The following is a 24526-nucleotide window of genomic DNA, read 5'->3' as shown; positions in this document are numbered from 1 at the left end:
CCCGAGGGCGGCCGGGAGCGGCCCGGCGGGCTAGGAGCCGTCCGCCCGCACCGCGTACACGTACCGCGTGCCGTCGTACTCGCTGAGGTTCCAGATCACGGACTCAGGGAACGCCCAGCCGGACGCCGAGCTGCTGTGGAAGCTCAGGTCCTCGCAGCCGATGGCCAGGTCGCAGACGGTGGTGGCGGTGTTCGCGCCGGAGTTGAAGGTGCGCAGGGCGCCCTTGCGGGTGCGGCCGTCGCTCACCGAGAGGTAGTGCTTGCTGTTGCGGGAGACGACGCCCTGGATCGACTTCTGGCTGATGCTGACGGCCTCGGACGCGGTCAGGGACGACGGCTGCCGGGTGGTGTAGTCGAGGTTCCAGCGGACCACCTTGGGCGCGGTGACGCTGCCCTTGCCGGTGCCGATGTAGCCCTTCTCGTCGTAGTCGACGATGCCGGCCTCCGAGTACTCGCTGATCACGAAGCTGTCGGGGCTGCTCGCCCGGTCGAGGCCGATCGCCGAGTAGCGCAGGTAGGTGCCCGCGTTGTCGTAGGCGTGGCTCTGCGGCAGGACGTACTGGTAGCCGTAGCCGTAGTACTTGCCGTCGGTGTGCAGTCCGCACACGTCGGCCTCGGCGGTGTCGACCCTGAGGAAGTTCCGCAGGTCGAACACCCGCAGCCCCTTGTACGTGTCGACGACGTACAGCAGGTCCCCGTACCAGAGGATGCCGCCGGCGTGCCGCTGCACGGGATTGAAGGAGTAGGCGCCGGAGCTGGTCCTGACCGGTTCGACCAGCAGGACGTGCCGGTAGGTGGGGGCGGCGGCGTTGCTGTAGTCGACGAAGCTCAGCCGGATGCCCTTGTCGAGCGGGTACTCCGGCTCGGGGTCGGTGTCGGTGTTGGTCTGGAAGTACCAGGAGACGATCAGGGCCTTGTTGTTGCCGTTCGCCGGGTAGAGGCCGTTGCCGTAGGCGTCGGCGCTGGTGGTGATGCCCTGCGGGATCCAGTAGTCGACCCCGTTGTCGCCGCTCTCCCAGGCGAAGCCGGTCTGGAACGCCTCGACGGTGCCCGGGGCGGAGGTGAGGCGCTGGGCGTTGCGGTTGGTGTCGGCGAGGACGGTGGCCGCGTCCACCTTGGGCAGGACGGCGGCCAGACCGGCCGTCAGGTCGGCGAACTCGCCGTGGCTGTTGCGGGACCGGCTGGTCAGACGGAACTGGCCGGCGTCCACGGTCGCCGCGTGTGCGGTGGCCGGTGCCAGCACGCCGGCGCCGGCCGCGATCACCGGTGCGGCGGCCATGCTCTTCAGGATTGCCCTGCGGGTCGTGGTCATGACGCGCAAAAGTAGGCGCATTCGATCAAGCGGCACAAGCGGGCTCCGGCGGTCGCCTTTCTTCAAGACGCCCTCCGCCGGGCCGTTTTACGCTGATGACCTCACAGAACGTCAGGATGAACCGCGCGGGGAACCGGCGCGGCATTGCGGAAGCGGAGGGTCTCGCATGCAGCCCGCAGACGTCATGACCCGGGCCTCGGACACGGCCGTCGCCGTCGTGCGCGCCATCACGCCGCAGGACCTGGACCGGCCCACGCCGTGCCCCGAGCTGACCGTCCGCGGTGTGGTGAACCACCTCGTCCTGTGGACCGGCGTACGAGGACGCGCCTGCGCCCTCAAGCAGCCCCCGGAGGAGGTGGCCGACGACCACGACTTCACCGGCGACGCGGACTGGGCGCGGCTCTACGCCGTCCGCTCGGCGCAGACGGCCGCCGCCTGGGGCGACCCGGTGGCCTGGGAGGGCGAGACGTCCCTCACCGGCGCGGGGAGCATGCCGGCGCCGTTCGTCGGCGGCATCGTCCTGTGCGAGTGGGTGCTGCACGCCTGGGATCTCGCCGTGGCGACCGGCCAGGAGCTGACCGTGGACGACGATCTCGCCGCCGCCGTGTACGCGGACGTGGCGGGCCGGGCCGAGATCGCGCGCCGGTACGGCGCCTTCGGCCCCGAGGTGCCCGTGCCCGCCACGGCGCCCCTGTTCGCCCGCACGCTGGGCCTGTCGGGCCGCGACCCGTCGTGGAAACGGCCCGCCTGACGGACCCGGCCCCGTCGCGTTAGAGCCCGAACTCCTGCGCGGACAGCCCGAGCACCTGGCACGCCTCGCGCAGGACCTGCTCCTCCGCCGGTGCCACGTACCCGTCGGCGCCCGCGACGACGAAGCCGGTCTGGACGACCGCTCTGGCCTCCGTCGGCTTCTTGGCGGCCTTGGCGATCTCCTGGAGCGCCTCGGCCTTGCCCTGCGGGAAGTCGAAGGCCAGCTGGTCGACGTGCTTGTTCAACCGCTGGCGCAGCTGCTCGGACGGGAAGTTCTGCAGGACGTCGTTGTGCAGGATCAGCGACTCCACGTGCTGCCGCTCGGCCGGGTCGACATGCCCGTCGGCCGCCGCGACCAGGGCGCACATGGCCATGCTCGCGTCCCGGTAGGCACCGCTCTTCAGCTCGGTCTTGAGCGAGGTGAGCTGTGACTTGAGCGCGCTGACCAGCTGGGCGCGCGAGCCCGACCCGCCCGGGGAGCCCGCGCCAGGCCGGCCGTGCCCGCCGGCGCCCCGCGCGCCCTGCGCCTGCTGCTGCAACCCCTTGGCCTGGTCCTTGATCCGATCCCACATCGCCACGCGTGCCACCTCGGCTTCAGCCCATGTCGTTCCGGTCGTCCGCGCGCCTCGCACGCGTCATTCCGTCAACGGCCGGCCACGGCGCGGAGTTCCACTTGTGCCCCACAGGCACCCGGACGGGGACGGGCCGCCTCAGATCCGGGGCGCTTCGTCGGGGTGGGTGTCCGCGAACTCCCACCAGGCGAGCGGCAGCCAGTCGCCGTCCACGAAGCCGTCGACGGACGATCCGGTGCCGCGGATGGACACCTTGGTCCCCTCGGGGTAATTGGTGCCGGACAGCCCGCACACCGGGACGAGCAGCACGCCGAGACGTCGGGTCACGTTCCTGGTCCTCTCCACACTGGGTTCGGGTAAAGCCGAACGAACGATCCCCCTGGATGCAAATCATCCCAGCATGGACGAATCTGGAATATGAGGAATCGCACACAGGGGCAGTCGAGCTGAGTGGAGGTGCTCGACAATGAGGGCTGTCGTGTACAAGGGACCGTTCGAGGTAGCGGTCGAGCAAGTGGAGGATCCCCGGATCCAGCATCCGAACGACGTGAAGGTACGGGTCACGTCATCCGCCATCTGCGGATCCGACCTGCACATGTACGAGGGTCGCACCGCCGCCGAGCCGGGCATCGTCTTCGGCCACGAGAATCTCGGCGTCATCGAGGAGACCGGCGAGGGCGTCACGACGCTCAGCCGCGGCGACCGGGTCGTGATGCCGTTCAACGTGGCCTGCGGCTTCTGCAAGAACTGCAGCGCGGGGTACACCGGCTTCTGCCTGACCGTGAACCCGGGCTTCGCGGGCGGTGCCTACGGCTATGTGGCGATGGGCCCCTACGCCGGTGGTCAGGCGGAGTACGTCCGCGTGCCCTACGCCGACTTCAACTGCCTGAAGCTCCCCGAGGGCACCGACCACGAGTCCGATTTCATCCTGCTCGCCGACATCTTCCCGACCGGCTATCACGGCAACGAGCTGGCCGACGTCCGTCCCGGCGAGAGCGTCGCCGTCTACGGCGGCGGCCCGGTCGGGCTGATGGCCGCCTACTCGGCGATGCTGCGCGGCGCGAGCAAGGTGTTCGTGGTCGACCGGGTGACCGAGCGGTTGCAGAAGGCCGAGGAGATCGGCGCCGTGCCGATCGACTTCAGCAAGGGCAACCCGGTGGAGCAGATCAAGGAGCACACCGGGGGCGAGGGCACCGACAAGGGCATCGACGCCGTCGGCTACCAGGCGCAGGCCCAAGGCGAGGATCGCGAGGAGCCGGCGACGGTGCTGAACTCGCTGGTCGAGTCGGTCCGGGCGACGGGAGCCCTGGGCGTGCCCGGGCTGTACGTCCCGCGTGACCCGGGCGGCCCGGACGAGCACTCCAAGCAGGGCATGCTGATGGTGGCCATCGGCCGCCTCTTCGAGAAGGGGCTGAGGATGGGCACGGGGCAGTGCAACGTCAAGCGCTACAACCGTCAGCTCCGCGACATGATCATCGAGGGCAGGGCGCGGCCGAGCTTCGTCGTGTCGCACGAGCTGCCTCTCGAAGAGGCGCCGTCGGCGTACGAGAAGTTCGACAAGCGCATCGAGGGCTACACCAAGGTCGTCCTGCACCCGCACGCGTAGGGCACATGCGCCCGCACGCGTGAGTCGTCTCGAATCCCCAGGTCGATGACCTGGGGATTCGTCGTGTGATCGCGCCCACCGGGGACAACGGAACTCTGGACACCCGTTCGTCGTCAACCAGTGCGAACGGGTTGTGGTGCGGACGACATGGGGTGGGGCGCGGTGGACAGGCGGATCAGGGGGGCGGCGCTGGCCTGCCTCCTCCTCGCGACGGGCGTGACGACGGGCTGCACGACCGAGTCCTCCACGAAGAGCTCGAAGTCCCCGTCCCCCACCGGGTCACGCGCCTCCGGGGCGCCCTCGGGGAGCGCGGGCAGCGCCGGGGGCGGCTCCGGCGGGCGGGCCGCCGTCGCGGCCGCCTACCGCAAGTGGGGCCTCAAGCCGCTCGCGGCTCCGCCCGCCCCGCCCGCGGCCAAGCCGAGCCCGTCGTCGCAGGCCGGGCCCGGCGTGCCGGTGGTCAGCGAGATACCCACCGACCAGAAGATCGTCTTCCTCACCATCGACGACGGGGCCGAGAAGGACCCGGAGTTCGTGACGATGATGCGGGAACTGAAGATCCCCTTCACGATGTTCCTCACGGACTCCGCCATCCGCGGTGACTACGACTACTTCAAGCCGCTCCAGGAGTTCGGCGGGGGAGTCCAGAACCACACGCTGACCCACCCGAATCTGCGCACGCTGGGCGCGGCGGCGCAGAAACGGGAGATCTGCGGACAGCAGGACAAGCTGAAGGAGCGGTACGGCACCCGGCCGCGGCTGTTCCGCCCGCCGTACGGCAACTGGAACGAGGACACCCGGGCCGCGGCGGGGTCGTGCGGCGTCGAGGCGATCGTCCTGTGGCGGGAGTCGATGCAGATCAAGAACATGCAGTACCAGCGGGGGGACAAGAAGCTGCACCCCGGCGACATCATCCTGGCCCACTTCCGCGGACCGTCCGACCTCAAGGGGACGACGATGACGGAGATGACGGCGAACCTGCTGCGGCACATCCAGGAGCAGGGGTACACGGTCGCCCGGCTGGAGGACTACCTGTAGACCCGGGCCACGTCCGCGGATGCGCAAGGTGCTGGACGCGGAGGGCGACCGGGGCGCGGTGCCGGCGAGCTTCGTCACCGGGCTCGGCCCGGACGACGAACGCCTGCCGCGGAACCTGCTCGGCCGGGCAGGGGACGAAGGGGCTTCGCAGCTGCTGCTGTGGGTGCAGAGGTGTTCCGGTAGGCCCCTCTTGCGGGGTTTCTCAGACGCCGGGCGGCCGGAAGGAGACCTGACGGCGGGCGGCCTCGTCGATCTCCTCGACCGTGAGGAGCGGGGTGGCCCGGGTGTGCAGGCCGCCGCCGGCCTTGACGGCGAGGCTGACGGCGGCCATCGAGACCGGGTCGGGGAAGTCCACGAGGAGGATCACGTCGGCCTCCCCGAAGGCGAAGTACATGGCCTCGACGCTCCCGCCGAGGCCGGAGACGACCTGCTCCACGGCTGCTCGGCGACCGCTCCCGCCCTCGCCGAGCAGCCCCTGGGCGCCCTCGGAGGTGTAGGTCGCCTGGATGAGAAACCTCGGCATCGTGGGACGCTCCTGCCGTCGCTGGTCCGGTGTGCACCATGCCCTTCCCACCGCGAGGCGGCGCCTTACGCCTTAGCTGCCCGGGATTCACTCCTCGGAGGGCTTCCCGTACACCGCCACCAGGATGTTCAGCGCCACCGGGTTCATGCCCCGGCCCTTGGCGTCGGTGGAGTTGACGCTGTAGACGAGGGTGCGCGAGCCGTCACGGGTGGATGCGATGGCCGCGTTGTAGCCCCAGCGGCCGCCCGTCTTGCCCCACACCTCGCGGCCGCCCAGCTTCTTCATCGACAGGCCGACGGCGTACGCGGCCCGTTCGCCGCTCTCGACGTCGGTCACCTTCGGCAGGGTGAACATCTCCTCCAGCAGCGGGCCGCGCACGACGCGTCCGCAGAACAGGGCGCGGGTGAACCGCTCCAGGTCGGCCGTGGTCGAGACGATGTCGCCGGCGGCCCAGCCGTCCGTCGCCCCCCACACGGACACGTCGCGCAGTCCCTTCGTCCCGTCGTCCAGCGTCATCGTCTGGTAGCCGTGGTTGTGCGGGCCGACGATGTGCGGGTTCTTCCCCGGGAAGTACGTGTCGCGCAGCCCGAGCGGCTTCAGGATCCGGCCGGCGACCTGGTGCTCGTAGGTGTCGCCCGTGACCTTCTCGATCAGCAGACCGGCGATCGTGTAGCCGATGTTGAGGTAGTGCTGCCGCTCGCCCGGCGCGAACTCGCGCTCTTTCGCGGTGGCCGAGCGGACCATGTCCTCGGGGGCGTGGATCCGGAAGCGGTCCGCGTACCACTCCTCGACCGTCGTCCCCGGGAAGTCGGCGGCCGGGATGCCGTGCGTGTGGTTGAGCAACTGCCGTACGGTGACGCCCTCGTACGAGGCGGGGATCAGCTCCGGCAGGTAGGAGCGGGCGCTGCGGTCCAGGTCGAGCCGGCCTTCGGAGGCCAGTTGCAGCGCGACCGCCGCCGTGAACACCTTGGTCACCGAGCCGGCGCGGAAGCGGGCCGCCGGGTCGGCCGGGCGGCCGCTCTCCAGGTCGTGCACGCCGGAACTGCCCCGCCAGACGCCCTCGGTCCCCCCGACGCGCACCAGCGCGGCCGTCGCGTCCGCCGACGGCAGGCCCGCGAGGGCCTTGTCCAGCGCGGGGATCGCGGACTGCGCCGGAAGGGTGTGGGAGGGCGGGGCCGACGGGGCGGCCGCGACGGCGGGGCCCGTCGCCGCGCCCAGGACGAGCGTGGCGGCGAGCAGGGCGAGGGCGCCACCGCGTGCGCCCCTCTTCCTCGCCGTGCTCGCGTTCCCGGCCGGACGCTGGTTCTTGCGCGTGCTCCGCATGGTCAACTCCGTTGATGTGAGCCGTTGTCGGTGATGGCTCCATCCTTGTGACCGGCGGCGTCCGGCGGACCGCCCGCGCGGGCGGTCCTGGAGGCTCAGTCGCTCGCCGACGCGGGGGATGCCCCGGGCCGGTGCGCTCCCCCGGGCGGGGGATCGCCGGCCGCGACCAGGCCCGTCTCGTACGCGCAGATCACGGCCTGGATCCGGTCCCGCAGTCCCAGCTTGGAGAGCACGTTGCCCACGTGCGTCTTGACCGTGTGGTCGCTGACGACCAGCTCGGCGGCGATCTCCGCGTTCGACAGCCCCCGCGCGAGCAGCAGCAGCGTCTCCCGCTCCCGGCCGGTCAGCGCGTCCAGGCGGGCATCGGGACGCCGGGGCCGGGCGGCGGGCCGGGTGTACTGCTCCACCAGCCGCCGGGCGACGGACGGCGCGAGCAGGGAGTCGCCCCGCGCGACCACCCGTACCGCGTGGACGAGGTCGTCGCGGCGGACGTCCTTCAGCAGGAAGCCGCTCGCGCCCGCGTGCAGCGCCTCGTAGACGTACTCGTCGGAGTCGAAGGTCGTCAGCATCACCGTCCGGCAGTCGCCTGCCGCACTGATCGTGCGGCAGGCCTCGATGCCGTCCACGCGGGGCATCCGGATGTCGAGCAGCGCCACGTCCGGCCGGTGCCGCCGCACCGCCTCGACCGCCTCGGCCCCGTCGCCCGCCTCCGCGACCACCTCGATGTCGGGCTGGACGTCCAGGATCATCGCGAAGCCGCTGCGCACCAGCTCCTGATCGTCGGCGACCACCACACGGATCGTCACCGGACCACCTCCGCCGCCGCGCCCGCCGCGGCCGGCGCCGGGATGCGGACCCGTACCGTGAAGCCGCGTCCGTCCGGGCCCCGTCCGGTGACCGTCGTGCCGCCGTGCGCCGCCGCGCGCTCGCGGATGCCGACCAGCCCGTGGCCGCCGCCCCCGCGCCCGGAGGCGGACTGCGGCCCCCGCCCGTCGTCCGTCACCTCGATGGACAAGTCGCTCTCCCCGTAGTCGAGATGTACGGACGCGATGCCGGCGTCCGCGTGCTTGACGGTGTTCGTCAGCGCCTCCTGGACGATCCGGAAGACGGTCGCCCCGGTCGTGCCCGGCAGCGGCCGGGCGTGCCCGGACGTCCGGTAGCGGACGTCCAGGCCGCCGGCCCGCACCCGGTCGAGGAGGCCGGGCAGGTCCGCGAGGCCCGGCTGCGGCTCGCGCGGCGCGTCTCCCGCGTCGTCGGGCGTGCCGCCCTCCCGCAACACCCCCAGCATGCGGCGCAGTTGGGTCATGGCGTCCCGGCCCGTCTCGGAGATCGCGTCGAAGGCGGCCTCCGCCCGCTCCGGCGCCGTGCGCACCGCGACCGGCCCTGCCTCCGCCTGCACGATCATCAGGGCGACCGCGTGGGAGAGAATGTCGTGCATCTCCCGCGCGATCCGCGCCCGTTCGCGTGCGGCGGCCTGCTCCGCCTCCACCCGGTGCGCCCGCCGGCGGGTGTCGGTCAGCCGGCCGAAGACATAGGCGGCCGCGAACACGAAGACGGAGAAGGTCAGTTCACGAGCCGACCGGGTGTTGAGCCACACACCCACGGGCACGGCGACCATGAGCAGCAGCCCGGTCACCAGGCGCCTTCGTGGCGGCGACAGCGCGGCGATCGTGTAGACGATCACGAGCCCGGTGTACGGCAGCGGCTGCCCGGGCCCGTCCAGGGTCAGCCGGTACAGGACGTTGGTCGCCAGGATCGCCAGCAGCACGCCGACCGGGGCGCGCCGCCGCCAGATGAGGGGGACGACGGTGAGGGTGGTCAGCCCGTACGCGGGCCAGGTCGCCGGTTCGAGCTCGGGCGGGCGCGGCACCACGAACGGCATCGTCATCGCCGCCTGCACCAGCAGCGTGATCCCGATGTCCACCAGCAGCGGATGGGCCGCCCCCAGCGTCCGGCCCCGCTCCCACCACCCCCGCGCGATCATCCGCCCTCCCCGGCCCGCGTCCCGTTCCGGCCCGAGCCGGAAGCACGAAGCCACACGGTAACGGCCCGGTCTCCCGGGCGGCGGCGGAGCAACCTTTCGGGGCTTCTCCTCGTCTATGACGTGGCTGCCGGACGGACGACCCCGACGGCGGCGCGCGGCGTCCCACCTCGGGACTTCGGACTCCCCCTACCGGCTGAATGATTGATATCCATGACATCGCGGTCATCTGCGCGAATAGAAGACAGACTCCCGACCCCGGTGCGTAGCCGGTCGCGGATGATCCTGTGGGCCGCGGCCGGCGCGCTGGTCCTCGGCTTCCAGATCGCGATGGAGATCGTCGCGCACCGGTACGGCCTTCCGGGTCCGCTCACCAACCAGGCCCGGGAGGCGCTGGCCGCCCCCAAGTCGGGATACCTGCTCTACGCGAGCCTGGTGCTGACGATGGTGGTGCTCACCTGGCGGCAGCGGTTCATCGCCACGGGCCTCGCGTTCGGCATCGACATCGTCTTCGTGCTGGTGCGGTGGGCGCTGGGCATCGAGGTGACCGAGGGCGACCCCTTCGGGAACGGCGCGCTGTGGGTGGTCCTCGGCTGCGGGGTCGTCGCCGTCACCCGCCGTACGGGAGCGGAACGCGTCCTGCTGCTGAAGGGCGTGGGGCTGGGTCTGCTGCTGGTGGCCGGCCGCAAGACCGGCGACCTGTGGCTGCTGCTCACCGCCGAGACCCGGCACACGGTGCTCGACCAGTACGTGGCGACCGCCGACCACGCGCTGGGCAACCCCTCGTGGGTCATCGGGCGGATCGTCTACTCCACCGGCCCGGCGGGTTACCGGTTCCTGGAGTTCGTCTACGGCCAACTCGCCGTGGCCGCGGTCCTCTTCGCGCTGTACCGGCTGCGTCACGTGGCGGTCGAGCGGCGCTTCCCCCGCCATCACCTCGTGCGCACCTTCCTGATGATCGGCCTGCTCGGCCCCGCCATCTACATGATCTTCCCGGTGGTCGGGCCGATCTACGCCTACGGCGGCGGCAGCGAGAACTGGGCCTCGCCCGACCACTGGTCGCAGTCGCCGTCCGTGGTCCACTGGGCGGTGGCCGACTGGTGGCCGGAGACCCCGCCGCCGGTCGGCGTCCCGGAGCCGATGCCGTACGACAGCGTCACCGCGCGCAACTGCATGCCCAGCCTGCACACGGCCTGGTCCGTCGCGATCTTCGTCCACTCCCGGAAGGCGCCCCGGCCGATCCGGTACGCGGGCGCGTTCTGGCTGGTCGCCACGCTCACCGCGACGGTGGGCTTCGGTTACCACTACGGCGTGGACCTGATCGCCGGCGTGGTGTTCGCGCTGACCATCGAGGCGGCGCTGCGCTCGCAGGCGTACGGCTGGGACCGGGCGGGCCTGCTGGTGGTCGCCCACGGCGCGGCCGTCTTCGCCGCCCTGCTGCTGTCGTACCGCTGGCTGCCGGTGGAGATGGCCGAACACGCCTGGGTGGCGGGCCCGCTCCTGCTCCTGGCGACGGCGTCGGTGGTCTACGGCTACGTCCACGCGTTCGCCCGCCGGGAGCCCTCGGCCGTACCGGCCCCGCGAGCGGAGCCACAGCCCGAACCGGCGTGAACGCGCCGGCGCAAGGGCTTCAAGTGCACGTTCGTCTGACCGTGATCGGCTCCTCGTACGACAACCCCCGAGTTCCGCCCGGGGGTTGTCGTCGTCCGGGGAGTGAGGCAAAGCGCGGCCCGGTGTCCTGAACCGAACGGATCCCGAAACCGTACGGAAAGTCCTCGAACGTCAGTGCATCCATGGGCGGTTCGTGTGCGTCCTACAGACAAGTCACCGCTCATGCGGGCAAGTCACCGCTTCCAAGCGCAAGTCCAGCGCCTGAACGGGCAAGTTCGTTGCTTGCGCGGGAAGTTCATCGCTCCGGGGGGATCCGATGCACCGACGTCTCGTCGTCTCACTCGTCACCGCCGCACTGTGCGCCACCACACTGACCGGCGCGGCCGGCGCCGCTTCCGCCGCCGGCTCGGCCTCCGCCGCCGCCGCCGTCAACTGCCGCAAGGTGAAGTGCGTCGCCCTCACCTTCGACGACGGGCCGGTCGCCGACACCCAGCGGCTGCTGCGCGTCCTGAAGGACCGCAACGTCAAGGCGACCTTCTACGTCGTCGGCAGCAACGTCCAGCGCAACCCGGCCGTCGTGCGCGCCGAGGCGCAGGCCGGCCACCAGGTGGGCAACCACAGCTGGGACCACGCCGACCTCACCAAGCTCAGCGCCGCCAAGGTCAGGTCCCAGTTCTCCCGTACGGACGCGGCGGTCAAGAAGGCCATCGGCAAGAACCCCACCACCGTGCGCGCCCCCTACGGCGCCGACAACGCGACCGTCCGCAGGGCCGCCGGCCGGCCGCTGGTGCACTGGAGCGTCGACACCCTCGACTGGAAGTACCGCGACTCCGCCCGGATCGTCCGGACCGTGACCGCGCAGACCAGGCCCGGGGACATCGTCCTGCTGCACGACATCCACAGGACGACGGTCAGCGCGGTGCCCGGCATCGTCACGGCCCTCAAGGCCCGCGGCTACCACTTCGTCACCGTCGACCAGCTCTTCGCCCCGGCCAAGCTGCCCGTCGGCAAGGTCACCTACAGCAACCGCGCCGCCTACCGTCCCTGACCCAGGGGGCGATCGCCGGCCGGCCCACGGCGGTCGCGCCCCGCGCCGGCCGGGCGAGCTCGGCCCGGGGCCCTCAGGCTCACCGGACCGACTGCTCGGGCAGCCGGGTGCCCGTGGCCTTCATGATCGTCAGCATGTCGGTGAAGTAGACCCGCCACGAGCAGGCGCGGCCGTTGCCGGTGGGGGCACCGGAGCAGGGGGCCGTCTCCTGCCGGTCGTAAGCCGTGATCATGCCGTGTGCCGTCACCGGTCCGGTGCTCGTTGCGGCTGAGTAGACCGGAGCGCCGCTGTCCCCGTTGCCCGCCGCAGCGGTGTGCTCGGTCTGCTCGGCCTCGACCTGGCCGGGAACCTCCGTGCCGCCGATGGACAGCACCACACCGACGCGAGTGACGCGCAGACCGCAGTGCGTTCCGGAGACGGCGCCCGAGGTGCACAGGTACTGGCCGATCTCGGGGGTGCGGGCCCCGCTCACCGTCCGTGCCGTGTCGTCGATGCCGTCGAGGTTCTCGGTCACCTTGCCGTGCCACACCCGGTCGGTGCTCTCCACGTCGACGACCAGGGCATCGGCCTCGGGGTGGCGGGCCGCGGCGTTGCCGAGGAACTCGCCGTCGCCGTTGAACCAGGGGCTGCCGACGGGCCCGCAGTGGCCGGCGGTGAGCAGCTGCCTCCTTCCCGTCGCCTCGCTGACCACGCCGAACCCGGTCGTGCACGTCTCGGCCTCGGTGATGATCAGAGCGCCGCCGGAAACAGGCGCCCTGTCGTTGACGCGGCCCGCCGGACGAGGCGCGGGATCGGTGTCCCCGGCCACGGGCTCCGTGGAGGTCCGGGCCGCCACCGACACCGTGGGCGGGGCGACGCCTGCCGCGGGCTGCGGCGACTCTGCCCGGTGCACCTCGATCCGCACGGAGGGGCCGCTCAGCTGCCGCACCGTCCGCTTCACCGATGCCGGGAGGGAGCCCTTCCACGCCAGGCGCAGGGTGGACCGCTCCGGGTCGACCCTGATGCCGGAGAAACCCTTCAGGGAGGCGACGCCCCTCCGCCGCAGTTCATGTGCGGCGTCCAGCAGGGGTTGTTGACGCCGCATCAGTTCGCCGGCCCCGGCCTCGGAGACGGCGGAAGCCGTCACAGGCCGGCCCGCGACTGTGTCCTGCGGGGGGTGGGAAGCGGGGGAGGCGGCGGACGCCGGGCTCGCCGCGCCGGTCAGCAGGCCGAGACCGAGAGCTCCGGCACACAGGAATCTGGACAGGACTGTGGTGTTCACATGGCTCCTCGAAGGACGGGAAGGCAGCGGAGGGAGAAAACAGACGCGTCGGTGCGCCGGTTCAGCCGCGCACGTGCGACCAGGCCCGTACACCGGCCCAGAGCACGAGCCCGGCGGTGCCGAGCGCCAGCCCACCGGCCAGCAGGAGGCACGCAGGAAGGCTCGGTGTGCCGCCCGCGCCGGCGCGGAGCCCGAAACTCAGGAAGGGGAACAGCACGGCGCAGGCTGCGAGGGGGCCGCGCAGATACCAGACGGCCACCTGAAGCACCGCCGTGTTCCCCACGGCCGTGTCCGAGCCGATGAGCAGTTCGAACGGCAGCGTCCCCCGGCACGCGGAGATCAGCGCCGCTGCGACGAGGGCGGGGAAGGAGCAGAGCAGCAGCACGGCGGGCAGGATCGGTCGGCCGAGCGCCGTGAGCAGCCCGCAGGCGAGAGCGCCGGCCGCCAGCAGCAGCACGAGCGGCAGCACCCCTTGGCGCAGGATGATGCCGGGGTACGTCCAGGGCAGCGCCCGGGAGCGGTTCACGTCGTCGCCGTCCAGGCGCGCCGCCTCCAGCAGCCCGGCCGCGGCCCCGTACCCGGCCGCCACGGCCGCCAGAACGGCCGCGACCCGGTCCATGCCCTCGGTGGCCGGGGAGATCCTCAGCGCGGTGTACGCGCAGACCAGCCACACGAGCGCCCAGCCGAGACGGGCCGGCCCCGCGGCCCAGCCGATCGCGGTGCGCCAGGCGACGATCAGTTCGGCGCGGCGGGGCGGAGGCAGCCAGGGCCGCCGCGACCTACCCCCGTCGTAGCCGGACTGACGGGCCGCAAGGCGGGCCTGCCGGAAGTCCACGGTGACCACGGCCGCGGAGACGGAGTCCGCCGAGCGAATGCGCCTGAGCAGTACACCCACAGGCATCGCGGCGACCTCCCGGTCGGCCCGGGCGACCACCCACCCGGCACAGAGCGCCAGCAGCACCCCTGCCGCCGGCCATCCAGCCGGAGGGCTGCCCGACGCGGCCGCCAGGCACTGTGCCACCCAGCCCCAGGGCCCCGACCACAGGAACAGCGCCTCCACCCAGGGCGGGGCGTCCAGCACCGCGCAGAGCGTCGCCGAAGCAGCCAGCATCGTCAGCGCCGTCGCCGCCCGGCGTGCGGCCCCGAGGGCGTCCCGGCACACCGTCAGGCCGGCGGCCCCCGCGGTGAACGCGCCGAACACCGCCGCGGCCACCGCACCGAGGCCGATGCCCGCCGTGGGCCTGCCGAGCACCACCAGGTTCAGGAAGTACATGGCCACCGCGGTCGGAAGACCGGCCCCGGCGCCGTGCAGCAGGACCGCACGCCGCAGCCGGGGCCGCAGGAGACGGCCGCGGTCGACAGGCGTGGGCAGCAGCCATTTCGCGGTGGCCGCGTCGAGCAGCACGGGCCCCCGCCACCGCGCGTCGCCCACCGCGACCCGCAGCCAGGCCAGGGCGACCGCCGTACCCGCGAAGGGCAGCCCCTGGCGCACGTACGAGGCCCAGGGCTCCATCGGACTGCCCGCCTTCCCGTACGCGACCGCCGCGAACGGAACGAGGTAGACGACGGTGAGGAGCAGGACGACATAGACGTGGAAGGCCGTGTCGCGCCGCTTGCTCCGGCGGTGCTCCCGGCGCGCTCCGCGCAGCTCGTCGAGCAGGACGTCCGTGGTGTCCCGCCATGTCGCCTGTTCACCGGACGGTACGGCTTCCGCCGCGAGGTGAGGTGTCACCGGGCGGCCTCGTGCAGGACTCGCCCGGGTGGCCCCTCTCCCACGAGACGGCCGTCCGCCAGGACGAGCACCCGGTCGGCCGCGTCCATGGCCAGTTCGGTGTGGTGGGTGGCGAAGACCACCGCGACGCCGCGCTGTCGCTCCTGCCGGATGTGTTCGGCGAGGCGGGTACGGGCCTCGGGGTCCAGCCGCTGCTCCGGCTCGTCGAGGACGAGCAGGTCCCGGGGACGCACCAGGGAGGCGGCGAGCAGTAGTTGCTGGGACTGCCCGGAGGAGAGCGCGGAGGGCAACAGCCCGGCCTGCCCGGTCAGCCGCGTGAGCTCCAGGGCCTCGTCCACGAGCGCGGCCGCGTCGCCGCCCGCCCCGTGAGCCACGGCCACCAGCTGCAGATGCCGGCGGACGGTGAGGTCCGGGTAAAAGGCGGGACCGTCGATGACCGCGGCGATACGGGCCCGCACCCGGGGATCGTCCTCGTGCAGCGGGTTCCCGTCGAAGACGACGTCGCCCTCGCTCGGTCGGTCGCGGCCCACCGCGATGCGCAGCAGGGTCGACTTGCCGGAGCCGTTCGGCCCCATCAGGGCGACCGACTCGCCGGGGCGCAGCGTGAAGTCGAGGGGGTGCAGCACCGTGCGCTCACCGTAGGTGCGCTGTACGCCGGTGAGCTGGAGCAGCGGAACTCGGGTCATGTGCGCTTCCAGCCCCGTGCGAGGCACCACGCTCCGCCGCCGATCGTCACGAGCGTCACCCCGCGCATCACCAGGGTCGCCATGAGACGGATGTCCTCCGACATGTCGGGGGCCTGGAGCTGCGTCACACGGATCAGAACGGCGCTCAGGACGATGAGCACGACACCGCCGGCGATCCAGGCGGCCCGGACGGACGGCGAGGTGGTGGACTGGTCGCGCTGCTCGGACGGCATGATGCCTTCGCCTTCGTGTGGGGGGATCATCGGTGCGGAGCGGGTCATGGCGCTTGCGCCGCAGTGTCGTCGAGGTATCCGGCCGCCTGGAGGCGGAACAACTCGGCGTAGGTGCCGTCCCGTTGCATCAATTCTAGGTGGGTGCCCTCCTCGAGCACCTGCCCTTCGTCCATCACCACGATGTGATCAGCCACACGCACCGTGGAGAAGCGGTGAGCGATGAGCAGTGTGGTGGCCCGGCCGGAGATGTCCTTGAGTTTTGCGAAGATCTCGGCTTCGGCGGCGGCGTCGATGGACGCGGTGGGCTCGTCGAGCACCACCACGGGCGCGTCGCGCAGGAAGGCCCGGGCCAGCGCGATCTTCTGCCACTGGCCGCCGGAGAGCTGTCGCCCCCCCTCGAACCAGCGTCCCAGCTGGGTGTCCAGACCCTCGGGGAGGCGGTCGAGGAAGCCGGTCGCGTCGGCCTGGTCGGCGGCCCGGCGGATGCCCTCCTCGTCGTGGAGGTCCGTCACCCTGGCGTAGCCGATGTTCGCGCGGGCGGACTCCTCGTACTGGACGAAGTCCTGGAAGATGACCCCGATGTTGGCGCGCAGCTCGTCGAGGTCGTACTCCTCCAGAGGATGTCCGTCGATGAGTATGGTTCCGCGGTCCGGCTCGTACAGCCGGGAGAGCAGCTTCACGATGGTGGTCTTGCCGGCCCCGTTCTGGCCGACCAGCGCCACGCAGCGGCCGGCCGGCAGCGTGAGGTCGAAGTCGTCGAGGACGGGGGCGGCGCCGCCCGGGTAGGTGAAGGTGACGCCGCGGAACTGGATGCCCTGGGTGAGCCGTGCGGGGAAGCGCCTGGTCCCGGAGGTCAGGGCACGTTCGGGGATGTCCAGGAACGCGTAGAGGTTGCCCAGGAAGAGGTTGTGCTCGTACAGCTCGCCGAAGCCGGAGAAGAGCGTCTGGGCGGTGCCCTGCACCAGGGTGACGGCCGCCAGGTAGCCGGCGAGCTGCCCGATGCCGCCGCTGTCTATGGTGCTGCTGATGGCGAACAGGACGGCGCCGCTGGTCGCCGCGACCCCGAGGAGGCCGAGCAGGGCGTTGGCCGTGGACTGACGGCGGGCCAGCGAGCGGTCGACGCGGTAGAACCGGCCGATGAGGTCGCGGTAGCGGTCGAGGAAGAAGCCCCCGAGGGCGAAGAGCCGGGTCTCCTTGTAGGTGCGGTCGTTGGTGACCAGGTACTGCAGGTAGGTGGTGCGGCGGCGGTCGGCTGAGCGCTCGTTCTCCACCTGCCAGGTGATGCGGCCGAAGAAGACGGTGGCGCCGACCGCGGGTATCGGTGCGCAGAGCACGGCGAGCGCCACCCACGGGTCCCAGGACAGCAGCACGACGGCCACCGAGACCAGTGTGACCGCGTTGGACATCACCGAAATCAGCTCGGTGAACAGCTGATAGGGGCGGTAGGCCGCCTCCCGGTTGGCGCGCTGCAGACTGTCGTACGTGCTGGAGTCCTCGAAGTGCTCCAGCCGGAGCCGTACGGCCTTCTCCATGACCCGGGTGTTGATCCCGTTGGCCATGCGGTACTGCAGCAGGGCCTCCAGGTAGCCCTGCGCGGTGGAGCACAGGTGGCCGAAGAGGGCGACCGCGGTCAGCAGGATGCCGACCTGCACGGCGGCGTCGGCGGAGGCTTCGTCCCCTGCTACGGCGTCGGCCACCTTCTGCACGGCCTCGGTGGTCAACTGCACGGCGGCGGCGGGCAGCAGGGCGGCCAGAACGGTGGTGACGACGACGCCCAGCATGTGGGCCGGGCTGATCCGCCAGAGCAGACGCAGGGTGCGGGCCCAGTGCCGCCCGGACGGCTCCGGACGCTCCTCCGGCGAGGTCATCCTCGGTCCCCCCCGGCCGCCGGCGGTGCGATGTGCGTGACGGGGCGGCGGCGTATCGCCTCGGCGGCCAGGATCCACAGGTCGTGGCAGAGCCGCTCACGGTCCTCCCCCAGACCGAGGAATCTGTTGGCGTGCATGTGCGCCAAACTTGCCAGCATCTGCTGTTCGTCCCCCATGAGTCGGCTTGCCGAGGCGAGCGACCGTATGCGACCGCCCACTTCGGACAGCACTTCGCTTTGGCGGGAAAGTATAACTTCGAGTTGATATCCGTAGGTTCGTGCCATGGGGGCCGGATGCGCGTCCCAGGGGACGAGCAGGTCGCACAACTCCCGCTGCACACGGCGGAAATGCTTGCGGGAGGACTCGGGAATGCGCCGTGCGGCGGGCGGCGGCAGCAGCTCCAGGGGGTCGAGTCCCCAGTCGCGGTAGAGCGCGTGCATCCCCAGGACGCACATGAGCTCGCTGTCCGTCTCCACACCACCGTGACGCCGGGCCGCCACGAGCTCGGCGCACACCTCACTGTTGACCTGGAACACGCGCTCGACGGCGTCCATCGCCTCCGGGCCGCCGTAACGCTCCACCTCGCGGTCGTAGCCGACGACGGCAACGTCGTGCGCGAGGCCCGCGGAGATCAGCCCGTGCGCCCACTCCAGGCACGCGGCGAGCACGGGTGCGGACAGCTCCGGCCGGGCGGCGCGGAAGCGGATCCGCAGGTGCGGCATCGGATCGGCGTAACGGAGGAAGAACCACCGGTCGACGGCCCCCTGCGAGCGCAGCCCTTCGACGAGTTCACGCAACGGCCCGGCGACGACATCGTCCTGTGCGTCCACCGCGCAGTACAGCTTCAGGTACGTCCACTCGCTGCCGGGCGGGAAGGCTCGGGGAGACGTTGGAACGGCGAGATCAGTGAGCGGCGACGAGTCCGCGGCGGGAGCCGTCCGGGCGGCGGCGGCCGGAACGGCGGAGCGACGGCAGCGCCCGGGATCGCGGGCCAGCAGGGGCACGACGACCTCGTTGAGGTACTGGCCTCCCGCCGGGTCGCGCAGCCACGTGCGGGGGAAACCGGTCAGGGCCTCCTGGACGATCACGTGTTGCCGGTCCGCACCGCTCAGGGCGGCCACCTCGTCGTAGAGCTCGTCCACGCACAACGGGTGCTCCAGGTCCAGAGCCAGCCAGTTGTCCATGTACATCAGTGAGACGTGCCGCGGCACGTTCCACCGCTCGCGCCAGCGCTGCACGGCCGCGTAGAAGGCGTCACGGTCGGGCAGGGCGCCCTTCCCGGTGGAAAGGCCCAGGCGTTCGGGGGTGAGCGACCACTGGGCGGGGTGCAGCACCGTGCGCCCGCGGGTCACCCGTGGCAGGAAGGGGGACATGCGCTGCGACCCCCAGTCGAAGCCCGCGAGGGGTGCGTATCCGTCCTCGGAGAGCTCCAGAAGCAGCCGGCAGATGTTCGGAGCCTGTAGTGCGCTGAGCATATGGCCCTGGGAGACGACCAGTTCCTTGCCCAGTCGTGCCGAGCGCAGGAAGAAGCGGTTGGCCGTCGCGCCCACCAGGATGTCGCTGAGCGGGATCTGCCGGTCGGTGGGAAGCGTGGGGGTGGTGTTGACGCAGATCTCATAGCGCCGCAGGCCGGGATGGAGCGCCACATTGTTGGAACGACCGTGCGGGTGAGTGTAGTTGAGGTCGGCGAAGACCGCGTCCGGGCACAGGTCCTCCTCGGCCCGCGCGTACTGCCGCAGCCGCTGCAGCGTTCCGTCGTCCAGCAGGTCGAAGAAGCGGCCGAAGGTGCGGCCGCCCTCGGCCATGCCCGCGGGAGCAAGCACCAGCCGCCAGTCGTCGTCGCGCAGGGCCTGCGGTGACTCGGCCGCGATCTGCGCGTACAGGTCCAGGGCCGGGCGCACGCGCGGCTGCCGCTCGCCCGCCTGCCACACCGACAGCTGCTCCAGCCGCTCGTCGGTGATCTCCAGCTCGGACGCGCCCGTCCAAAGGGTCTCGGCGACCAGCGCCGCCAGACGTGTCTCCTTGGCGAGGGCGCGGTCCTCGCCGACCGGAGGCAACGGAAACGCCCGTGCCGGGTTGGTGTACGAGTTGGGCGCGTCGATCCCGGTTTCGGGGCTGAGCACCTGAAGCAGGGGAATCTCGGAGTCGACGCCGAAGCGCTCGAGGAAGGCAGAGTGGTATTCGGCGATGTGCTGGGGGCGGGAGGGGAAGCTGCCCATGCGCAGGAGCGCCTCGGCCGCGCTCGCCGCCGCGTCCCCGATCTCCTTGGGCAGACCCGTGCCCGTCACGGCGAGTTCGGTGTCGAGCTGGAAGGTCTCCTTGGCGTAGCCCGGGACCATGGACCTCTGGTGATCGGCGAGGTCACGGAGCGCGGACACCGGTGCCGTGCCCCGAGCGGAGTCGACACGGTCCGCCAACCGTCGCGTCGCGCGCAGTCGCTCCAGCACCGGGGCGGCCGCGTCCAGGCCGGTCAGCGCTTTGGCGAGCGCCACTTCGGGGTGCGGGTCGACGAGCGACGGCCGCAGGTCCCCGGTCAGCGCGTGCAGGTCCCACAGCTGGGCGAGGAACGCCTCCGCCTTGTCCGGGGTCGCGCCCGGGACGGTGGCCGTGATGCTGTCGAGGATGTCCGCGTAGGTGGTGCCCGGCAGCCGGGCGAGCCGCATCGCCAGTTCCGCGGGTTCGGTCATGCGGAAACCGGCCAGCCGGTTGTCCTCCTCGCCGTAGACGTCGGCGCCGGGCAGCACACCCCGCTCGCCCACCCGGTAGAGGGCGGAGTTGATCCGTGCCGGCAACTGCGCTCTGACGGCCGGGTCGTTCTCCAGTTCCTTGAGCAGGGCCAGGAACCAGCCCAGATCGGCGCGGGTGCGGGTTCTGGCGACCGGATCGGCCGCCATCGCCAGTCCGGCCGTGTCGGTGAAGACCCCTGCGGCGACACCGGAGAACAGGCCGTACGGGGTGGATCTGGTCGACATGCGGGTCAGATAGCGCAACAGCGTGGAGTACGTGCGCCTGGCCCTTCTGCCGTCCTCCGGGGATTCGCCGAGCCGCTCGAGCCCCGCCGTGACGGAGCCGCTGGCGATGTGCAGGGCCTGAGCCACTCGCGGCCTGCTGGCCGCATCGCGCAGCAGCTTCCGGCCGTGCCGCCGTGTCCGCTCCAGCCGTGCGGCCGCGTCGTCGTGGCCGGCGGCAGCGTCGCGAGGCTCCGGGCCCGAGGTGATCGCCAGGAAGTCCTGCACGGGCAGCACGGGCGCACGCAGCAGGAAGAAGCCGGCGGCCCGGTACAGCGGGTCGCCGTCGGAGGCGGAGGGGGGACGTACTTCCTGCAAGTGACTGTTCTCCTTGATGACCCGTCGACGACCGTCTCGGCGGTCTGGCGACGTACGTGCTCTCACGCGATCAGCAGCGCGCGTGTCCAGCGGGGCTCGACGGAAGTGGAAACGGCCCACAGGGCCAGGGCGACACCGTCCGCGCCGGTCAGGATCCCGGGGCTGTCCAGCAGTACGCCCGGCTGCTCCAGGTCCTGCACGCCGAGCAGCAGGCTCGGGTCGCAGTGCGTCAGAAGGTGCTCGGTCAGGGACACGAGGGACGTCCGGGCCTTGTCGCTCCCGGTGCGGCGCGCGAACTCGGCGCACATCACCACCAGGCCGGCGGCCCCGTGGCACACGGTGGCGGAGGGGATGTGGCCCCTGGCGTCGAACCGGCGGAGCACCGCTTCGAAGGCGTCCACGGCGGTGGCGCGCAGGTCGGGGTCACCGAGTGCGTCGGCGGCGTTCAGCAGGGCGCAGGCGATGCCGGGGGCGCCGTAGCACCACGAGGCGCGGGCGGGGGCAAGACCGGTGGGCTGCTCGGCTCCGGCCGGGTCCAGGGGAACGCCGGTGGGCCAGTTGCGCCCCCACTCGTCCTCGAAGGAGACGGACAGCACGTAGTCGGCGATCCGGCGCACGGTCTCGGCGAGCCGGGGTGTGCGGTCGCCGCCGACGAGGGCCAGAGCGAGCGCGGAGAGGATGCCCGGGACTCCGTGGGCGAGCCCGAGGTTCACGTAGCCGTGCGGGAACGCCTCGCGGTAGCTGTCGAGGGGGTAGTGACGCGGCGGTACGTACCAGCTCGGGCGACCTTCGGCGGTGCGGGCACCGGACAGCGCTGCCAGCTCGGCGGTCAGGAGCCCCGCCGCCCGGGCGACGCCGTCCTGTTCCCGTCCGCTGGGCGTGGACGCGAGATGGGCCAGCACTCCGGAGAGGCCGGCCACCGCGTCGTAGGAGTCGAAGCTGACGCCGTCGCCCGCCGTGGTGTGCCCCGGTGGCAGATCGGCGATCTGCGCGGCGAGTTGGGCGTCGAGGCTCGCCAGCGCCGGCGCGTACCGGGAATCGTCGGCCGCGAAGTCGGCGAGCGCCAGGGCCAGGCCCGCGGTGCCGCCGGCCATCCCGGGCTCCTCGACGGGGGTGTCGTGGGTGGAGCGCACCACGGCCGCGAGGCGCTGGTGGGCCAGGTCCGTCCAGTACTCGGCAGCGTCCGGAAGGGCCCGCGCCGCGTACCGGAACGTCAGTGCGCTGCCGGTCTCCCCGGCCAGCAGGGAAACGCCGCCCCACAGGAATTCATTTGCGGCGTTCTGTTCGCAGGCGATCAATGCCTGCTGCATCAGGTCCGGGTCGGCGAGGCGGTGCACGATGATTTCCGCGAATTCACGGCAACGCGCCGCCAGGGCGTCCGGGACGAGAGGCTGCACACTTATGGACAAGGCCGGGATTTCTTTCGGAAGGGGGTGGAGGGGGAGGGTGTGCCGCCGGTGGGGCAGCACACCCTCTGGGCCGGGTCAGCGGCCCGTACCGGCTAGAAGCAGGAAACCGGCGTCTGCGTCAGGCAGGAGGCGCAGGTGCAGCTGCGGCAGGTCACCTTGGTGACGACCTTCGCCGTGGTGCGGACCACGACGGTCCACGAAGCGGGCTCGGCGCCCGTCTGCTGCGGGGTGGCGACGCGGACATCGAGGTTGAACGGGTCGTTCGAGGACATGAAATTCTCCTTGAAGAAATCAGTAGTGAATCAGAGAAAGGGGGGAGAATAATCTCTGCAAGGGAAGAGAATCGCCTTGCGATGTCGATCCGGTAATCGATCGAAACCCCTTGGTGATCATTGCATGATTTATCTTCGGCGGTCAAACTCTGAGACCTTTTGAAGAATGGTCTGCGGGATATTCCTGCTCGGTGGCGGGAAGGAATTGAGTGCGGGCGAGATGCGCGTACAGCTCGTCGTCGCGCAGCAGGCTCGCGTGCGTACCGCGCGCCCGCACCCGGCCGCCGTCCATGACGAGGATCTGGTCCGCGTCCCGGACCGTCGACAGACGGTGGGCGACCACCAGGACGGTGCACACGCGCGCCGCCTCACGCAACGTCTGCTGCAGCAGGTGCTCGTTCTCCGCGTCCATCTGGGACGTCACCTCGTCGAGCAGCAGCACCCTGGGCTCCTTCAGAAGCATCCGGGCTATGGCGACGCGCTGCCGTTGTCCGCCGGACAGCAGTACGCCGCCGTCCCCGACATCCGTCTCCAGACCTTCCGGCAGCGAGTCCACGAAGTCCGTCAGATTGGTCTTGCGCAGCACGTCGGCCAGTTGCTCGTCAGAGGCGTCCGGACGGGCGTACACGAGATTCGAGCGCAACGTGCCGGCCAGTACCGGCGACTCCTGCTCGACGTGCCCGATCATCCCCCGCAGCTCGTTGAGCGGCATGTCACCGATGTCGCGCCCGAACAGCCGGACCGAGCCGGCGGCAGGGTCGTACAGTCTGCCGATCAAGGAGAGCACCGTGGACTTCCCGGCGCCCGAAGGGCCGACGAGGGCCGTCCGAGAGAACTCGGGCACCTCGAAGTCCAGCTCCTCGAGCGCCGGTACCCCGCTACGGCTCGGGTAGCCGAAGCGGACTGCCCGCACCGAGACCGCCGAGACGTCCGCCGATCCCCCCTCCGCCGGTGACGGGGCCCCGTTCGGCGGGTCCGCCTCCAGCGGCTCCCGCATCACTTCCTCCACCCGGGCCAGGGCCGCCCGGCCCGCCTGGAGGTCGGTGATCGAGGTGAACAACGTCCCCATGGGCACGGCCAGATAGAGCAGATACAGCAGAAAGGCGATCAACTCGCCCAGTTCCATGGTTCCTCGGGCCACCCGCGCCCCGCCGATGCCGAGGACCAGCACCAGCGCGCCCTGCACGGCCACGGAGGTGACGGGATGAATCAGTGCCTCGAGCTTCGCCTGCCGGATGCCCGCTCGGTAGGCGTCCCGGACATCGCCGCACAGCCGCTCCTCCTCGCGCTGTTCAGCGGTGCTGAGCTTGACGGTTCGGATGGATCTGAGCGCCCGCTCCAGACCGGCGCTCAGCCTGCCGACGCTGCGCTGCGCCTGGAGGGTGGCCCCCATGAGCCGCAGGGACACGGCGAAGACCGCCAGCACCGCCACCAGCAGGCAGGCCAGGGTGAGGCCCAGCATCAACGGGTCGAGCACCAGCATGAGGGCCAGTGAGCCCACGAACGTCAGCACCCCGGCCAGGATGTCCGTCAGGCTGGACGCCAGAGCACCGCGCACCGACGTGGTGTCCGTGCTCACCCGTGAGATCAGGTCCCCCGCCCGGTGCCGTTCATGGGTGGACAACGGCCACCGCAGCAGCCTGGCCACCAGCGTGGTGCGCAGATTCAGCACGATGCCCTCGCCGATCCTGCCCAGCAGATAGCTCTGCGCCGCGCCGAGCAGCGCCTCGGCGAGGAAGAGCACCACGACGATCAGCACCATGGTGGTCACCGGCCGAGAGGCCGACAGGTCGCTGAAGACCCGCTTGACCACCAAGGGCTGCACCAGCGCCAGCACCGCCGCCAGACCGCTCAGTACGGCTGCCGCCACCAATGCGGGCGCCTGCGGCCGGGCATGTGCCAGCAACGTACGCAGCGGCACCTTCTCCAGTGACGCCTCCGGGCGCCCGGAGGCGTCGGTCGGCTCTTTCCCCACGGCT

At 71.4% G+C, this 24526-nt stretch carries 21 protein-coding genes; 5 read left to right on the top strand and 16 right to left on the bottom strand.

Features of this window, described 5'->3' with window-relative positions; translation table 11 throughout:
• Nucleotides 1-30: 30 nt before the first annotated feature.
• Entirely contained in the window at nucleotides 31-1311 is a 1281-nt protein-coding gene (locus ACIOC0_RS08360) for a hypothetical protein (RefSeq protein WP_402153733.1), read from the bottom strand.
• Nucleotides 1312-1477: 166 nt separating this feature from the next.
• Here ACIOC0_RS08360 and ACIOC0_RS08355 point away from each other — a divergent pair, with 166 nt between their 5' ends.
• Nucleotides 1478-2062 carry a TIGR03086 family metal-binding protein gene (locus ACIOC0_RS08355; protein ID WP_402153731.1) on the top strand — a complete coding sequence of 195 codons (585 nt, stop codon included), beginning with the start codon at nucleotides 1478-1480 and terminating at the stop codon, nucleotides 2060-2062.
• A gap of 19 nt (nucleotides 2063-2081) precedes the next feature.
• On the opposite strand, the gene ACIOC0_RS08350 is transcribed toward ACIOC0_RS08355, so the two are convergent.
• Both ACIOC0_RS08350 and ACIOC0_RS08345 read right to left on the bottom strand, forming a co-directional pair.
• Entirely contained in the window at nucleotides 2082-2639 is a 558-nt protein-coding gene (locus ACIOC0_RS08350) for a tellurite resistance TerB family protein (protein ID WP_402153729.1), read from the bottom strand.
• A 132-nt stretch (nucleotides 2640-2771) separates the two neighbouring features.
• On the bottom strand, nucleotides 2772-2960 hold the full coding sequence (locus ACIOC0_RS08345; RefSeq protein ID WP_402153727.1) for a hypothetical protein: 189 nt from the start codon (nucleotides 2958-2960) through the stop codon (nucleotides 2772-2774).
• A 139-nt stretch (nucleotides 2961-3099) separates the two neighbouring features.
• Between ACIOC0_RS08345 and ACIOC0_RS08340 the strand changes: the two genes are divergently transcribed.
• Entirely contained in the window at nucleotides 3100-4239 is a 1140-nt protein-coding gene (locus ACIOC0_RS08340; RefSeq protein ID WP_402153726.1) for a glutathione-independent formaldehyde dehydrogenase, read from the top strand.
• Between the two features lie 147 nt (nucleotides 4240-4386).
• Nucleotides 4387-5274, top strand: coding sequence for a polysaccharide deacetylase family protein (locus ACIOC0_RS08335; protein ID WP_402153724.1), 888 nt, complete (start codon nucleotides 4387-4389; stop codon nucleotides 5272-5274).
• A gap of 202 nt (nucleotides 5275-5476) precedes the next feature.
• Here ACIOC0_RS08335 and ACIOC0_RS08330 read toward each other — a convergent pair whose 3' ends face one another.
• The 4 genes from ACIOC0_RS08330 to ACIOC0_RS08315 form a co-directional block, all read right to left on the bottom strand.
• Nucleotides 5477-5797 (bottom strand): GYD domain-containing protein, encoded by a 321-nt coding sequence (locus ACIOC0_RS08330; protein WP_402153722.1) that lies wholly within the window; start codon nucleotides 5795-5797, stop codon nucleotides 5477-5479.
• Nucleotides 5798-5884: 87 nt separating this feature from the next.
• A complete protein-coding gene (locus tag ACIOC0_RS08325) occupies nucleotides 5885-7120 on the bottom strand; it encodes a serine hydrolase domain-containing protein (protein ID WP_402153720.1) in 1236 nt (411 codons plus the stop codon).
• A gap of 95 nt (nucleotides 7121-7215) precedes the next feature.
• Nucleotides 7216-7926 (bottom strand): response regulator, encoded by a 711-nt coding sequence (locus tag ACIOC0_RS08320; RefSeq protein WP_402153718.1) that lies wholly within the window; start codon nucleotides 7924-7926, stop codon nucleotides 7216-7218.
• Nucleotides 7923-9104: a sensor histidine kinase gene (locus tag ACIOC0_RS08315; protein ID WP_402153716.1), complete on the bottom strand. Its 1182-nt coding sequence runs from the start codon at nucleotides 9102-9104 to the stop codon at nucleotides 7923-7925. Before ACIOC0_RS08315 ends, ACIOC0_RS08320 begins: the two co-directional genes overlap by 4 nt.
• A 276-nt stretch (nucleotides 9105-9380) precedes the next feature.
• Between ACIOC0_RS08315 and ACIOC0_RS08310 the strand changes: the two genes are divergently transcribed.
• Both ACIOC0_RS08310 and ACIOC0_RS08305 read left to right on the top strand, forming a co-directional pair.
• On the top strand, nucleotides 9381-10712 hold the full coding sequence (locus ACIOC0_RS08310) for a phosphatase PAP2 family protein (RefSeq protein ID WP_402153714.1): 1332 nt from the start codon (nucleotides 9381-9383) through the stop codon (nucleotides 10710-10712).
• 316 nt (nucleotides 10713-11028) lie between these two features.
• The gene (locus ACIOC0_RS08305; protein WP_402153712.1) at nucleotides 11029-11760 is read left to right on the top strand and encodes a polysaccharide deacetylase family protein; all 732 of its coding nucleotides are present in this window, start codon (nucleotides 11029-11031) and stop codon (nucleotides 11758-11760) included.
• A 79-nt stretch (nucleotides 11761-11839) separates the two neighbouring features.
• On the opposite strand, the gene ACIOC0_RS08300 is transcribed toward ACIOC0_RS08305, so the two are convergent.
• From ACIOC0_RS08300 to ACIOC0_RS08260, 9 genes are all read right to left on the bottom strand, one after another.
• Entirely contained in the window at nucleotides 11840-13021 is a 1182-nt protein-coding gene (locus tag ACIOC0_RS08300) for a S1 family peptidase (protein WP_402153710.1), read from the bottom strand.
• 61 nt (nucleotides 13022-13082) lie between these two features.
• Nucleotides 13083-14753, bottom strand: coding sequence for a hypothetical protein (locus ACIOC0_RS08295; RefSeq protein ID WP_402153708.1), 1671 nt, complete (start codon nucleotides 14751-14753; stop codon nucleotides 13083-13085).
• Nucleotides 14750-15439 (bottom strand): ABC transporter ATP-binding protein, encoded by a 690-nt coding sequence (locus ACIOC0_RS08290; protein ID WP_402153706.1) that lies wholly within the window; start codon nucleotides 15437-15439, stop codon nucleotides 14750-14752. Before ACIOC0_RS08290 ends, ACIOC0_RS08295 begins: the two co-directional genes overlap by 4 nt.
• The gene (locus ACIOC0_RS08285; protein WP_402153704.1) at nucleotides 15436-15672 is read right to left on the bottom strand and encodes a hypothetical protein; all 237 of its coding nucleotides are present in this window, start codon (nucleotides 15670-15672) and stop codon (nucleotides 15436-15438) included. The genes ACIOC0_RS08290 and ACIOC0_RS08285 overlap by 4 nt, the downstream gene beginning before the upstream one ends.
• Before the next feature lie 44 nt (nucleotides 15673-15716).
• Nucleotides 15717-17540, bottom strand: a complete 1824-nt coding sequence (locus tag ACIOC0_RS08280) for an ABC transporter ATP-binding protein (RefSeq protein ID WP_402153702.1) — start codon at nucleotides 17538-17540, stop codon at nucleotides 15717-15719.
• On the bottom strand, nucleotides 17537-20866 hold the full coding sequence (locus ACIOC0_RS08275) for a lantibiotic dehydratase (protein ID WP_402153700.1): 3330 nt from the start codon (nucleotides 20864-20866) through the stop codon (nucleotides 17537-17539). The genes ACIOC0_RS08280 and ACIOC0_RS08275 overlap by 4 nt, the downstream gene beginning before the upstream one ends.
• Nucleotides 20867-20928: 62 nt before the next feature.
• Nucleotides 20929-22275, bottom strand: coding sequence for a lanthionine synthetase C family protein (locus ACIOC0_RS08270; protein WP_402153698.1), 1347 nt, complete (start codon nucleotides 22273-22275; stop codon nucleotides 20929-20931).
• Nucleotides 22276-22367: 92 nt separating this feature from the next.
• Nucleotides 22368-22547 carry a hypothetical protein gene (locus ACIOC0_RS08265; protein ID WP_402153696.1) on the bottom strand — a complete coding sequence of 60 codons (180 nt, stop codon included), beginning with the start codon at nucleotides 22545-22547 and terminating at the stop codon, nucleotides 22368-22370.
• A gap of 142 nt (nucleotides 22548-22689) precedes the next feature.
• Nucleotides 22690-24522: an ABC transporter ATP-binding protein gene (locus tag ACIOC0_RS08260; RefSeq protein WP_402153694.1), complete on the bottom strand. Its 1833-nt coding sequence runs from the start codon at nucleotides 24520-24522 to the stop codon at nucleotides 22690-22692.
• Nucleotides 24523-24526 lie beyond the last annotated feature (4 nt).

It is taken from the genome of Streptomyces sp. NPDC088254 (assembly GCF_044740925.1).
GTDB lineage: Bacteria > Actinomycetota > Actinomycetes > Streptomycetales > Streptomycetaceae > Streptomyces.
This window is presented reverse-complemented; position numbering and strand designations above follow the sequence as displayed.

Excerpts from the sequence above, each read along its gene's own strand:
- ACIOC0_RS08360 (WP_402153733.1), bottom strand. The coding sequence starts at position 1,311 with ATGACCACGACCCGCAGGGCAATCCTGAAGAGCATGGCCGCCGCACCG.
- ACIOC0_RS08355 (WP_402153731.1), top strand. The coding sequence starts at position 1,478 with ATGCAGCCCGCAGACGTCATGACCCGGGCCTCGGACACGGCCGTCGCC.
- ACIOC0_RS08340 (WP_402153726.1), top strand. The coding sequence starts at position 3,100 with ATGAGGGCTGTCGTGTACAAGGGACCGTTCGAGGTAGCGGTCGAGCAA.
- ACIOC0_RS08335 (WP_402153724.1), top strand. The coding sequence starts at position 4,387 with ATGGGGTGGGGCGCGGTGGACAGGCGGATCAGGGGGGCGGCGCTGGCC.
- ACIOC0_RS08330 (WP_402153722.1), bottom strand. The coding sequence starts at position 5,797 with ATGCCGAGGTTTCTCATCCAGGCGACCTACACCTCCGAGGGCGCCCAG.
- ACIOC0_RS08325 (WP_402153720.1), bottom strand. The coding sequence starts at position 7,120 with ATGCGGAGCACGCGCAAGAACCAGCGTCCGGCCGGGAACGCGAGCACG.
- ACIOC0_RS08315 (WP_402153716.1), bottom strand. The coding sequence starts at position 9,104 with ATGATCGCGCGGGGGTGGTGGGAGCGGGGCCGGACGCTGGGGGCGGCC.
- ACIOC0_RS08310 (WP_402153714.1), top strand. The coding sequence starts at position 9,381 with ATGATCCTGTGGGCCGCGGCCGGCGCGCTGGTCCTCGGCTTCCAGATC.
- ACIOC0_RS08305 (WP_402153712.1), top strand. The coding sequence starts at position 11,029 with ATGCACCGACGTCTCGTCGTCTCACTCGTCACCGCCGCACTGTGCGCC.
- ACIOC0_RS08290 (WP_402153706.1), bottom strand. The coding sequence starts at position 15,439 with ATGACCCGAGTTCCGCTGCTCCAGCTCACCGGCGTACAGCGCACCTAC.
- ACIOC0_RS08285 (WP_402153704.1), bottom strand. The coding sequence starts at position 15,672 with ATGCCGTCCGAGCAGCGCGACCAGTCCACCACCTCGCCGTCCGTCCGG.
- ACIOC0_RS08280 (WP_402153702.1), bottom strand. The coding sequence starts at position 17,540 with ATGACCTCGCCGGAGGAGCGTCCGGAGCCGTCCGGGCGGCACTGGGCC.
- ACIOC0_RS08265 (WP_402153696.1), bottom strand. The coding sequence starts at position 22,547 with ATGTCCTCGAACGACCCGTTCAACCTCGATGTCCGCGTCGCCACCCCG.